Source organism: Campylobacter concisus, from assembly GCF_902460625.1.
Classification (GTDB): Bacteria; Campylobacterota; Campylobacteria; order Campylobacterales; family Campylobacteraceae; genus Campylobacter_A; species Campylobacter_A concisus_AD.
On sequence record NZ_CABPUT010000009.1, the window covers coordinates 71,454 to 84,683 of the forward strand.

At 37.4% G+C, this 13,230-nt stretch carries 10 protein-coding genes and 1 pseudogene; 7 read left to right on the plus strand and 4 right to left on the minus strand.

Translation table 11 applies throughout. From position 1 onward, the window contains the following. Positions 1-89: 89 nt before the first annotated feature. Positions 90-824: a HugZ family heme oxygenase gene (locus F3G69_RS07545; RefSeq protein ID WP_188115350.1), complete on the minus strand. Its 735-nt coding sequence runs from the start codon at positions 822-824 to the stop codon at positions 90-92. A 234-nt stretch (positions 825-1,058) separates the two neighbouring features. Here F3G69_RS07545 and F3G69_RS07550 point away from each other — a divergent pair. The 5 genes and pseudogenes from F3G69_RS07550 to F3G69_RS07570 all read left to right on the plus strand — a co-directional run bounded on the left by F3G69_RS07550 (position 1,059) and on the right by F3G69_RS07570 (position 5,375). Continuing rightward, a pseudogene (locus F3G69_RS07550) lies at positions 1,059-2,043 on the plus strand (FecCD family ABC transporter permease). Beyond that, positions 2,040-2,807, plus strand: coding sequence for an ABC transporter ATP-binding protein (locus F3G69_RS07555; protein ID WP_149714950.1), 768 nt, complete (start codon positions 2,040-2,042; stop codon positions 2,805-2,807). Before F3G69_RS07550 ends, F3G69_RS07555 begins: the two are co-directional and overlap by 4 nt. A gap of 19 nt (positions 2,808-2,826) precedes the next feature. Continuing rightward, positions 2,827-3,642, plus strand: a complete 816-nt coding sequence (locus F3G69_RS07560; protein WP_149714875.1) for an ABC transporter substrate-binding protein — start codon at positions 2,827-2,829, stop codon at positions 3,640-3,642. Next, complete coding sequence (locus F3G69_RS07565; RefSeq protein WP_149714876.1) at positions 3,643-4,860, plus strand: radical SAM protein; 1,218 nt, start codon at positions 3,643-3,645, stop codon at positions 4,858-4,860. After that, positions 4,857-5,375 (plus strand): flavodoxin family protein, encoded by a 519-nt coding sequence (locus tag F3G69_RS07570; RefSeq protein ID WP_149714877.1) that lies wholly within the window; start codon positions 4,857-4,859, stop codon positions 5,373-5,375. The genes F3G69_RS07565 and F3G69_RS07570 overlap by 4 nt, the downstream gene beginning before the upstream one ends. Positions 5,376-5,665: 290 nt before the next feature. On the opposite strand, the gene rpoD is transcribed toward F3G69_RS07570, so the two are convergent. Both rpoD and F3G69_RS07580 read right to left on the minus strand, forming a co-directional pair. Then, complete coding sequence (gene rpoD, locus F3G69_RS07575) at positions 5,666-7,522, minus strand: RNA polymerase sigma factor RpoD (protein ID WP_021091519.1); 1,857 nt, start codon at positions 7,520-7,522, stop codon at positions 5,666-5,668. Positions 7,523-7,674: 152 nt separating this feature from the next. Next, positions 7,675-10,614, minus strand: a complete 2,940-nt coding sequence (locus F3G69_RS07580) for a TonB-dependent hemoglobin/transferrin/lactoferrin family receptor (protein ID WP_149714878.1) — start codon at positions 10,612-10,614, stop codon at positions 7,675-7,677. Between the two features lie 188 nt (positions 10,615-10,802). Between F3G69_RS07580 and F3G69_RS07585 the strand changes: the two genes are divergently transcribed. After that, a complete protein-coding gene (locus tag F3G69_RS07585) occupies positions 10,803-11,612 on the plus strand; it encodes a flagellar hook-basal body protein (protein ID WP_149714879.1) in 810 nt (269 codons plus the stop codon). 15 nt (positions 11,613-11,627) lie between these two features. Next, a complete protein-coding gene (gene flgG, locus F3G69_RS07590) occupies positions 11,628-12,416 on the plus strand; it encodes a flagellar basal-body rod protein FlgG (protein WP_021091447.1) in 789 nt (262 codons plus the stop codon). A gap of 285 nt (positions 12,417-12,701) precedes the next feature. Here flgG and F3G69_RS07600 read toward each other — a convergent pair whose 3' ends face one another. Further along, the gene (locus F3G69_RS07600) at positions 12,702-12,995 is read right to left on the minus strand and encodes a tetratricopeptide repeat protein (RefSeq protein ID WP_149714881.1); all 294 of its coding nucleotides are present in this window, start codon (positions 12,993-12,995) and stop codon (positions 12,702-12,704) included. Positions 12,996-13,230 lie beyond the last annotated feature (235 nt).

The following is a 13,230-nucleotide window of genomic DNA, read 5'->3' on the forward strand; positions in this document are numbered from 1 at the left end:
TATTTATATCATTTAAATTTTTATAGTAAGACTAAAAAGAAATTTTAAGAGGTATAAATTTGTAAGACCAAATGGTCTTACAAAAGTAATTATTTTTTAGTGTGAGGGTTGTTTACTCTGCCACTATCGACAACTTGGAGTCCTACTGTGTCATATGCTGCGCCAAAGCCTTTTACATATCTACCTTTTGTTGGGGTGAGTTTTACTATATAGAAGTCTTTCATCTCTTTAATAAATGCAAGTGCTGATTCATTTGCAAAGGCACTCTCAAATTTTGATATAAATTCATCTCTTGCGCTGTCGCTCATAAACTCAGCTTTTGCTTCAAAGCTTACTCTTACACGAGCAAATAGACTTTTTGCATCTTTTTCATCCTGAATAAAAAGGAGTGAAATTTTATCCGGGTTTTGTTTTATTGAGTGGTAGTGATCTGCTACTGATGATATGCAGATATAAAACTCATCGTTTTCTTTTATGAAAGGTGAATACGACGAAACCGCTTGTTCGTCAAGAATGCTTGAGATCACAACAGTCTTAAAGCTATTTATAAATTTCATCATTCCGCCTTGCACACTAGAGTTGTTTGTGTCGCCCTTTATGCTCATATAAAGCTCGATGATCGACTCTCTAAAACCATCTCCACCTGCTTTGCTTAAAAATGGTACAAATGTTTTTGCCTGATCACATGTTATTTCCATGCCATCTTCGTTTATATCGGTCATTTTGACATTTGTAGGCTCAGCTACACCGCTAAATTTCTTACAAAACTCGATCACTATATCCAAATGATCTTTATTCATGTGGTTTAATGCTCTTTGTTTCAAAACTGTTCTCCTTATAAAAATAAAATTAAAAATCGCAAAATCATACTAAAGAAAACTTAAAATTGATTAAAATTATCATTAATATTTTTAAAGCGAGAATTAAGCTTATTTTTTTAAAATTACGAGTCATTAATGACATTTTAGAAAATTTATGGCTTTTATTTAAAGATTATATTTTCTGCTTATTTTTGTTTCTTTTTGCTGTTTTTAGCCATTTGTATTAAAAGGAAATTTATGCAGGGTAGTACCAAGCTTACCGTTTTGCTGATTATGCTCATTGTTTTGCTCTCTTTTATCTCGCTTAGTATAGGCGGTTCTGACATAAGTATGAGTGAGATTTTAAATTTTATATTTAATAACAAAATAGACGATATGAAAGAGACCATCTTGTTTGACATTAGACTACCAAGACTTGTAATGGCTCTGCTTATAGGTATGCTTTTGGCTAGCTCGGGTGTTGTAACACAAAGCGTCTTTTTAAATCCGCTTGCAGACCCATATATCATCGGCATAGCCGCATCTGCGACATTTGGAGCAGTAGTGGCATATCTTCTTGGCTTATCTGAAATTTATTATGGTATCTTTGCCTTTTTGTCTTCGAGCCTGCTTACACTTGCCATTTTTGGAGTTTACAATCGTAGTCGCTCTATTGCTACACTTCTTATAATTGGTATCGCTTTTTCATCATTTCTAGGAGCATTTACGAGTTTTGCGACATATCTTATAGGTGAAGATAGTTTTAAGATAGTGGCATGGATGATGGGTTATTTAGGTTCTGCTTCATGGCAAAAGGTCGGCATTATCGCTGTTCCGCTTATCTTTTGCATGATATATTTTTATCTAAAACGCTTTGAGTTAACGATACTTTTAAGCGGGGAAGACGAGGCAAAAAGCCTTGGTATAGATGTCGATGCACTTAAGAAGCGTCTGCTTGTCATAGCCTCGCTCACGGTTGCTTTTTCAGTAGCATTTACCGGTATGATAGGCTTTGTGGGGCTTATCATTCCACACTCTTTTAGAATGCTTTTAAATACCTCAAACAACGCTATTTTGTTACCACTTTCTACTCTTGGAGGAGGAGCGTTTTTACTAGCTTGTGACGTGGTAGGGAAGAGTGTTTTAAGTCCGGTCGAAGTGCCAGTTGGCGTTATTAGTGCGTTTTTTGGAGCGCCTTTTTTTTCTATTTTTAGCACTTTATCTAAAAAGGAGTGTGCATTGAGCGTAGAAGTATCAAACTTAAGCTTTTCATATGCGCAAACAAGTGTGCTAAAAAATATAAGCTTTACCGCCAAAAGTGGAAAATTTATAGGTCTTTTGGGCTCTAATGGATGTGGCAAATCAACACTTTTAAAATGTATCTTAAATTTGCTTTCTCCAAGCACTGGAAGTGTCAAAATTTTCGAAAAAGATGTACAAAGCTACAGCACAAAGGAGCTTGCGAGAACGACTAGTTTTGTACCTCAAAAAAGTGCACTTACTATGCCGTTAAGCGTTTTTGAGCTTGTTTTGATGGGTAGATATGCTCATCTAAAAAGCTCTTTTAGTGGTTATAGCTCTCACGATATTGCCCTAGTTGATGAGGCTTTGCAGACTTTTGGGCTCGCTAAATTTAAAGACCGAGTGGCAAACTCACTAAGTGGTGGCGAATTTGCTAGAGCTTTGCTTGCTCGTGCAATAGTTAGCGAGCCTAAAGTTTTGCTGCTCGATGAGCCTACATCAGCCCTTGATCTAAGCCATGCTATAGAGGTATTAAAGCTTTGCTCGCATCTTACTCGTGAGCTAAATTTAGTCACCATAGCGGTGCTTCATGATCTAAATTTGGCCTCACTGATATGTGATGAAATTTTAATGCTAAAAGGTGGTGTTATAGCTCACAAAGGGAGTGTCAGAGAGCTTTATAATCCAGAAATTTTAGATGAACTTTATGGCCTTAAGGCAGATATCATATATAAAAATGATATGCCATTTGTTTTACCAAAATGATAATTTTAAAGGAGATTTCATGAAAAAATTATTTTTAGTTTTTGTTTTTTTACTTGGTTTTGGCGGTGTTAGCCTAAGTGCTAAAAATATCGTTGTGCTCGATCCTGCAGTGGTTGAGATGATGTATATGTTGGAGGCTGAAGATCAGATCGCAGCTATTTCTACTCTTGAGTTTGGCAAGATTTGGCCTGAGGATAAGACTGAAAAGCTAAAGAGCGTTGGCACTTATACAAAGCCAAATTTAGAGCGTATAGTCGAGCTAAAGCCTGATCTTGTAGTTACTAGCTTTCACTCTGATGGTGTAAACGTCGACCTTGCTAAATTTGGTATAAAGACACTTACGATGCAGGCAAATAGCGTAGATGATATTTGCAAAAATATAGAAAAAATGGGCGATATCACAGGAAAAAAAGAGCGTGCTGGCGAGCTTGTGGCTAAGATAAAACAGGACTTTTTAAAATTTCAAAACTCAAATTTGAGCGGTAAGAAAATTTTAGGCGTTTATGCAGCTACCCCACTAGTTGCTTTTAACGATGCTAGCTTGCCTGGGGATATGTTTACTAAATTTGGTATGAAAAACGTAGCAGGTGGCCTAGCTGGAGCGATGCCGATCGTTCAAAATGAATTTATCCTAGCGCAAAATCCAGACTTTATCATCGTGGTCGGCGCAAAGGATGGCAGCGACTTTTTGGCGCAAAATCCAGTGCTAAAAGCAACTAGCGCAGCCAAGAACTCTAAAATTTTAAACGTCCCATCAAGTCTTGTCTTGCGTGGTACACCTCGCATAAATGATGCCGCAAATGAGCTATTTAACATGCTTAATAAGTTAGTATAAATGTTTAACAAACGTATAAAAGGACATAGCGTAGCTCCTTCGAAAAGACCTGATATGGTGAGTGAAGATGAGCTATGGGAATTTTTAGAGAGTGCGCCAGATGAAAATGAAGGAGTGATCTACATTCATGTGCCGTTTTGTGATAACATATGCTCATTTTGCTCGATGAATAGGACAAAGCTTGAGGATGAGCTTGATGAGTATACAAAATTTTTACTAAGCGAGATAGAAAAATACTCTGCCACAAACTATCTAAAAGGCAAAAAAATAGGTAGTGTCTATTTTGGTGGCGGCACCCCAACGATATTAAAAGAGAGACACTTGGAGCAGGTGATAAACGCACTTAAGGACAGCTTTAATATCCTGCCTGAGTGCGAATTTAGCTTAGAAAGTACGCTTCATAACCTAAATATAAGCAAGCTTCGCCTTTTAAACGAGCTTGGCGTAAATCGTTATAGTATCGGCGTGCAGACATTTAGTGAGGCTGGCAGAAAGCTACTAAATCGCACACATAGTTCAGATGGAGCCGTAAAACATCTACGTGATCTGCGTGAGAAATTTAGTGGGATGCTTTGTGTTGATATCATATATAACTATCCTAATGAAAGCGTCGATGAGGTAGTAAGAGATGCTAAGCTAGTGCGTGAGCTTGGCATTGACAGTGCGAGTTTTTATTCGCTTCAGTTTTTAGATGGCTCAGTGCTTAGCAAGACCATAAGCGAGGATTACTATGACGTAGAAGTTGATAAGAGCCTGCACCACGCATTTTTAGACGAAATTTTAAGTCAAGGTGACTATGAAATTTTAGAGTATACAAAGGTGGCCAAAAAGGGTAGGGACCAATATAAATATATAAGACTATCTCACGTGGGTGCTGATGTCTTGCCTCTTGGAAAAGGAGCTGGTGGCAGGCTAGGGGAGTTTGGTATCTATAACATGAGCCAAAAGATGAAAGTTATGGGTCGCATGACTGCTAGGCAGATGGAGTTTGATAGATTTGTAAATCTTTTTCAGTATCCACAAATAAGCCTTGAGCGTGTTTTTAAATTTGTAAGCCAGACGTGTGCTAATGAGCTTATGGATCTTTTTAAAAAATGTGAGGAAAGTAGATATCTAAAAATCGAAAACGACTCTTTAAATTTTACAAAAGATGGCGTATTTTTGGGAAATTCTATCGCAAATGCAGTGATGGAAATTTCTAAGAAGGAGTTTTTATGAAAAGTATTGTGATATATACATCAAAAAGTGGAAATACAAAAAAGATAGCAGAGGCTATTGCTGGTGAGCTTAGCTGTGAGGCGATAAATTTTGCCAATGCGTGTGAGATAAATTTGAGTGAGTTTGACTTTATTGCGCTTGGATACTATATAGATCAGGGCTCGCCGGAGAAGGAATTTAAAAAATTTATCTCTCAAAGTGTAAAAAATAAAAAAGTAGGCTTTTTTATAACACTTGGTGCAGATGTGCCAAGCGCACATGCCATGCAGGCGATAGAGCAAGGCAAAGAGCTGTTTTTTCAAAATGGCAATGAAATTTTGCGCACGTTTATCTGTCAAGGTGCGATTGCTCCTGAAGTAATAGAGCAGCTAAAAAAACTTGGTAAAGCTATGCCTGATGATCCGAGATTTGCTCTAACGCCTGAGCGACTAGAGCGATGGGAGCGAGCCAAAACGCACCCAGATGAGGCTGATGTGAAAGCCGCAAAGGAAGCATTTAGAGGGGTTAAAATTTAAACTCATTTTGTGCCTATTTTTGCTCTAAAATTTTTAATGATCCTGTAAATTTTTATTTTCATTAGTGAGTGTGATGTGATTATGAGATGATAATCCATTCTCGCTAGTGAATAGAAAGCTAAAATTTACTACAACAATATGCTTTAAAAGTCAACTAGCTTTTTAGATTTTAGCTTTGTTGCTTTTGCAACTAAAATTTATGAGGGAGATATTTGCTTTAATGTGAGTATAAAATTTTGATTTTAGCTTCTAGCTCAAATTTGTGCGAAATTCGAGCTAGATTAAGGCTTTTAGCCTTCGATGTAGTTTTTGAGTTTCCTACCAACTTTTGGGTGTTTTAGTTTTTTGATGGCTGAACTCTCTATCTGGCGGACACGCTCGCGAGTGACGTTTAGAGCCTTTCCGATCTCTTCGAGTGTGCGGTCGCTCTCATCCTCAAGCAAGCCAAATCTCATCGAAATAACTGCTTTTTCGCGCTCATTTAGCTGTGAAAGCACGTCATCGATTTGCTCTCTAAGGTCACTTTTTAAAATTTGCTCTATCGGAGAAAGTGAACTTTTATCCTCGACAAAATCTCCAAATTTTCCGTCTTCTTCGTTTGCGATAGGAGCTTCGAGACTGATAGGCTCTTTTGTTATTTTGATGACTTGCTTTACCTTATCAACGCTTAGCCCAACTTCTTTTGCGATAACGCTTACATCAGGCTCTTTACCTTCTTCTTGGAGGTATTTGCGGTTTATTTTGTTGATACGATTTATCGTCTCTATCATGTGGATAGGTATCCTAATTGTCCTTGCCTGATCGGCGATCGCACGCGAAATAGCCTGACGGATCCACCATGTGGCGTAGGTTGAAAATTTATAACCTTTTCTATATTCAAATTTATCAACCGCCTTCATAAGGCCGATGTTGCCCTCTTGGATGAGATCCAAAAATGGCAAGCCCCTATTTGTATAGCGTTTTGCGATACTTACGACTAGACGGAGGTTTGACTTAGCCATTCTAGCTTTTGCCTCGTCAGAAATTTTCTTTCCACGTTTGATCTGCTCTAGAATTTCTTTTAGCCTTGTTGGCTCAAGATCAAAGCCTTGCTTGCTCGCCTCTTTTGTAGTAAATAGCTTTTTGATCTCGACATAAGTTGATACCATTGTGGCTTCTGGCACGCGAGCTGCGATCTCTTCTTTGCTAAGCTTGATGATATCTTTTAGTATGCTTTTGTGATTTTTCTTAAGCTCGTCGCTAAACATCGGTAAGCGATACTCCAAGCGTTTTAGCTCTCTGTCAAATTCGTCGTCGCTTTTTAGTGCTGTTTCCATTGATTTTACGATCTCGCTAATTAACTTGCTTGTTGGTCCAAGATCCATTAGCTTCTCTTTTAAAATTTTCTTTTTAAATGCAAGAGTCATCTTTGAAGCCGTGTCATCGCTCTCAACTTTATCTTGTTTGTTTGCAGTCTTTAGCCACTCTTTTTTTGCCTTTTCGAGGGCCTTAAAACTCTCTATAACTTTTTCAGCGCGTTTATCGTTTTTAGCTGATTTTTTAGGAGCTTCGTTTTCTTCGTTCTCTTCATCTTCCTCGTCTATATCGTCTTCGCTATCTTCATTTTCTTCGTTTTCACTCTCATCCTCAAAGCTCTTAAAAAGCTCTTTTACACGGCGTTCCCTATTGATGAGCGGCTCTTTATAGTCAAGTATAAAATCGATCAAAAATGGCACCGAGCAAAATGCGTCGATAATTATATCTTCGCCAAGCTCGATCCTTTTGCTAATCTCTACCTCTTCATCTTTTGTAAGAAGCGCGATCTGACCCATCTCTCTTAGATACATCCTGACAGGGCTATCTGACCTTGACCACTCTAAAAGATCGCTCTCACCAGAAAGATCGAGATCTTCGTCGATATCTTGATCACTTTTTTGAGCATTTTCTTGGCGTTTTTTAGCATCAGCTAAATTTCTAAGCTTTGCAGCTTCAGCAGATGTGATGAGCTGGACTTTGTTTGTTTTTGCTAGTTGTTCTATCTTTTTTACTATCGTAGCAGTCGGAGCTTTGTCTAATAATTTTACTAATTTTTCGTATGTCAAAAAGCCTTTTGCATTTTCAGCAAAAAGCTCTTCTATTTGAGAAAAAGAGTCTTTTGCGGCGCTCATAAATTTCCTTTCGAATCGTCTAATTGTGATTTAAGTGTTGTTTAAAAGAAAGTGGATTATACCCAAATTTTGTAAAAAGTATATAAAAGCAATGAAATTTTGTCTATACAAAGCTACCGCAAAAGTCTAAAATTGCGGTAGCTATAAAATTATTAAAACGTCATTTCAAATGTTAGCTTGAAATTTCTACCAGGTGAGTAAAATCTAGCAAGGCCCCTGCCAGTTTCTTTATTTACCATATTATTTGTGCCAAAAGTCCTTATACTTCTTGCACTATCCCAGCTTGTGTATTTTCTATCTGTGATGTTATACACACCTGCTGTAAATGTGAAATTTTTCATCGGTCTGTAAAATGCTACGAAATCAAATAGACTGTATGTATTACTGACATATCTAACATACGTATTTTTTGCATCTGGATCGTCTTTGGCATAGATATTGTAAGTATCTTCTGGGCGTTTTGCTTTTACGTGCGTCATATATAGATTTGCTCCAAATTTATTATTTCTTGTGTGATATCCGACGTTATAGACAAATTTTGCTGGCTGAATGGCATTCATTGGAGCGTCTAGCTTGCCACTTTCATCTACTGACATTCTACCTTTTTGATATAGGTATTTATAGCCGACATTAAAGCCACTTAGTCCACTATAAACTTGCTCTAGGTCTAGATTTGCACTTAGCTCAACACCTCTTACGCGAGCCTTTGCTCTATTTACGTTTTGGTATATTTCTACTGGCATTCTACTACCGGCATTGCCGTATGTTAGTGCGCCACGACGGAGGTATTTTAGATCGATGAAATTTTTATAGTCGGCTTGAAAGAGATTTATCGTAAAAAAACTAGGCGAGTTGTGAAGAGTTACAGCAAATTCTTTTGTTTTTGCGATCTCAGGCTGAAGGGCTAAATTTGGAAATATCGTAAAATCAGGATGCTGAAAAGTAAAATAAATTTCATCAGATGTTGGAGCTCTAAAACCATTTGCATATTTTGCCTGAAGTCTTATATGCTCAAATGGGTCAAAATTTGTTGAAAGTGAATACGAATGATGTGTAAAATCCCTCTTTTGGCTTGCTAGATAACGTGCATTTTCTTCAGCATTTTTAGTTTTTATCCTTTTTACTTCTTCTGCACTAGAGCCAGGCGGTATAGTAAAAGGTATAAAAACACCAGCAAAAAGATCAGTTGGTAGCTTTGGTGTCTTACCTGGTATGTAGCTTGGATTGTGTGTTATTTTGTCAAACCTATAATTTGCATCTACGCTTAAAATTTCAGTTAAAGATATATCATCACCCAGATAAAATGCCTTTGTCTTAGTGTTAACAGGTATTAAAAAGCTAAATTTATTATCTTCATGTCTGCAAAGTGTACTGTAATCATTTCCACCGTGAGGCATGCACTTGTCTGGTTGAAAATTTGGTAGCAAGCCTGTGCCTTTGTTTGCCATGCCAAAGAAATATTTCGCCCACCATTCCTTATTGTGTGCCTCATAGCCTTGCCTATTTACCATACTTTTATCTGTTTGGTTATAAAGTCCACCGTATTTTAAAGTATGATCCATTTTAAATAGGCTAAATTCCTTTGTCGCATCTAAATTTAGCTGTTTTGTATCGGTATTTAGATCTCTATCTTTCCAGTTGTTTTCCAAATATCCTGGACTACTTGGCAAAAGTAGTTCCTCAAATCTATTTTTTGGAGTAAGCTCTGCATATTTTCCATTGCCATCTGGCATGTTTTGCGGAGTTAGATTGTAGGTTTCATATCGTTTGGTTGTCTTATTAAAAAGTGTTAAAGGCTTAGAGCAATCATACTGGTTACAATCGACAAGAAGTTTATCTGCTCCGCGATTTGTTCTTCCATAGAATGTTTCATCTACTTCGTTTCCATGACTATCAAACACGATATCTTGAGGAAAAGTAAAGCCAGCTCCAGGCCAAGGCTCTTTTTCTACTTGTCTCATTTGCAACTCTCCACCATATTTATCCACTAGCTTACCTTCGTTGTTTAACTTTAATCCTGATGGATTTAGTAGGCCTTGACAGTCGTTTTTATCACAGTACTCATCAGTCCTTGCCTTTAGCTGGATCTTTTGCTTTGAATAAGTTATCTTCATACTATCCCAAAGTGGGTTTTCATCGTAGTTTTCATATGTATAAAAGATATTTTCACGTTTATTTTTATCATTTACGTGCCTTACATCGGTGCTGTAACGTACGTTATTTAACATACCGCCAGTATAAAGAGCAAATTTATACGACCAGTCAGTGCCTACTGTCTCTTTTGTGCTTCTATCGATTCCTATACTAAAACGGTTCGTTTCATTAAAATTTACACCAAATTTAAATAGCCTGCTATCTGTATTTATGGTATAAGGATCCGGTTTTTCTCTTTCCTTGCCAAGCACATTGTCATCGTATGTATTGTATCCCCAGTTTTTCATCTCATGACCATCTCTTTTTGTAGTGATAAAGAGTATGTCAAACCATTTTGCTCGTGCGGCCATCGTATGAGAAAATAGTTTTTCATCGTTGGCTGATGATTTTTGTGCTTTAAAGCCGTAAAACCAGTCTTTTTCTGTAAGATAATCTCTAGCGTCTTTTGTTTCAAACATCACGGAGCCACCAAGTGCACCTGAGCCAGTTTTTATACTATCTGCACCTTTTGTAATATTTACTTGTTGGATATTTTCTATCTCGACACCATTTCTTGTGTTGTTGAAATTTCCATATCCTTCAAAGAGATCCTTAAAGCCCTGTGATGAAAGTGTCTCAGCTTGATTAAGTCCATCGATACTGATAGCTACGCGGTTTTCATCAACACCTCTTATAGCATATCCGCTAGAACCAAAGCGACCAGTCTCAACTACGCTGACACCAGTGTCATAGCGCACCATATCTCTAGTATCGCTTACTTGTTGTTTAGTAAGCTCACTTGCCGTCTTTTTTACTTCACTAATCTTTTTGTTTTTTACATTTTCTTCTTCCGCCGTTACCTCTACTCCGCCAAGTTCAACTTCTTTTATATTCTCACTTTCTTGGGCCAACAAATTTAAGCCAGCACAAAGCAAAACAACTAGTGAAGTCTTTTTCATAATAATATGTGTCCTTTTTGTATTTTTATTGTTTTTAATAGTCATTATCTATATTGAAGTCGCGAATCTTAACATTAAATAAATAAATTATTTATTAAACTTTATGAAATATTTAATAATTAAAAAATTAAAATTTGGAACAGCTATTGCTTTAAAAGCCGTGACAATAATTAATTTTAGGAAATTGCATGCAAAATGGTTATTATCAAGCCACTGCTGGCATGGTAACGCAGTTTAACAGACTAAATATTATCTCAAATAATCTTGCAAATGTAAATACGATCGGCTACAAGCGAAACGACGTAGTCATTGGTGATTTTGCGAGAATTTTTAAAGAGACACAAGATGAGCTTCCACTTAAAAATCACACAAAAGATGGGGCTAAATTTTTAAATAGAACGCTTGATCGCGTACCACAAGTAAGTGAAGAGTATACCGACTTTAGTGCTGGCGGCTTTAAATACAGCTCAAACACGCTTGACTTTGCGATAAAAAGAGATGACGCATTTTTCTTAGTCGATACTCCAAATGGCGTAAAACTTAGCAAAAATGGCTCTTTTAGTCTTGACGGCGACGGCTACATCGTTACAAAAGAGGGCTACAAGGTGCTGCCAAGTGGCTACGAGGCACAAAATCCTGGCCAAAGAGGTATCCAAGTGCCACAAGGCGAGGTGCTAACTGCTGATAAAAATGGAAATTTATACTCAAATAACAATCAATTTTCTAAATTTTTTATCGCTCAGCCAAGAGAGATAAGAGATCTAAAAAAGGTCGGAGATAATCTCTTTGAGAGTAGAAATTTTGACGACATCACAGAGCTTGAAGAAGCTGATAGCGTGATGCAAGGATATGCTCAGATGTCAAACGTAAACCCAGTTTTAGAAATGGTGGGTCTTATAGAAACCCAGCGCTTAGTTGATATGTATCAAAAGGTTATGACAAGCCACATGAACGATCTTAACCAAGATGCTGTTCAAAAACTAGCCCTAAAAGCTTAATAAAAGGATAAAACTATGATGAGATCACTTTACACTGCGGCCACTGGTATGATAGCTCAGCAGACGCAGATAGACGTAACCTCACACAACATCGCAAACGTAAATACTTATGGATACAAGAAAAATAGGGCTGAATTTGCCGATCTTATGTATCAAGTCATGGAGTATGCAGGAACGGCTACAAGTCAGACCACTACAAGTCCAACGGGTATCGAAGTGGGTCTTGGTGTGCGCCCAACGGCGATAAATAAAATTTTTTCTCAGGGCTATTTTAAAGAGACTAGCAATAACCTAGATATGGTCATAGCTGGCAACGGATTTTTTCAGATTCAACTGCCTGATGGCACGACAGCCTATACTAGAAATGGCGCATTTAAGCTTGATGCAAACGGCACTATCGTAAATAGCGATGGCTATCAGCTAATCCCTCAGATTACCGTGCCTGCGAATGCGACACAAATTTCAATTGGCACAGATGGCACCGTATCAGTGCTACAAGCAGGCGAGAGAGAGATGGCTCAGATAGGCCAGATTGAACTGGCAAATTTCATAAACCCAGCCGGCCTTCACTCAATGGGCGATAACAACTACCTAGAAACAAGTGCTAGCGGTAATGTTGTGGTAGGCGTGGCAGGACTTGACGGACTTGGTACGATCAGACAAGGATTTGTTGAGATGAGTAACGTTCAGTTGGTTGAAGAGATGACCGATCTTATCACTGGTCAGCGCGCATACGAGGCAAACTCAAAGGCGATAACTACGAGCGATTCGATGCTTGAAATAGTAAATGGGCTTAAAAGGTAGGTAGTATGAACGCGACTCTAGCTATCGTTGGGCTTATACTGCTTTCTTTTACGCTTGAGGTATTTTGCTTTTTAAACAAAACGCCAAAAGGCAAGGACTCGATAAAGCAAACGCATTAATTGGGCTAAATTAAAAATTTTGGCAGTACTATTGTTGCTTGATGAATTATAAATTTTTGAGGCATCTTTGTAACTGCCTGTAAAATTTTCTCTTATCCTACTATCACTTTGATATATTTCGTCTAAAATTTCTGCTTTTCAAAGCAAGAGTAAAAGCATCTTTTGTTTAATTAAAAATTTTTAAGCTACTGCAAGCTTCATCCAAATCAAGCTCGCAGGCTTTTTTATAGTAGTTTTTTGCTCTATTTTTATCTTGCAATATACCAGCATCTCCGGCTTCGTAGATGAGTGCAAGAGTGTAGCAAGCAAATGCACTTTTTAGTTCGCAAGCCTTATTATAAAGCCTAAGCCCTTCTTCTTTATCTTGTGCTAGGGTGTCTTTTTGTAGATATATATTTCCTAAAAATAGACAGCTATGTGGATTGCCTAGCTCACAGGCCTTGTTTGCCATAGCTGACATTTTATCGCGCTCATTTTTGTCAAGGTAGATATATATAAGATCGGTGCAGCTTTCTACGTTATTTAAAGCGCATTCACTTTCAAGCTTAGCGGTATCAAAATTTTTACCCCAAGAAAAAAGAACACAAAATAAAATTAAAATTATATTTTTAATCTTTTAGCTCCAAAAATTTCTATCATTTTATAAAATTTAACTCTATTTTTACTCTAAATTTTTCAAATTTTGCTAACATTTC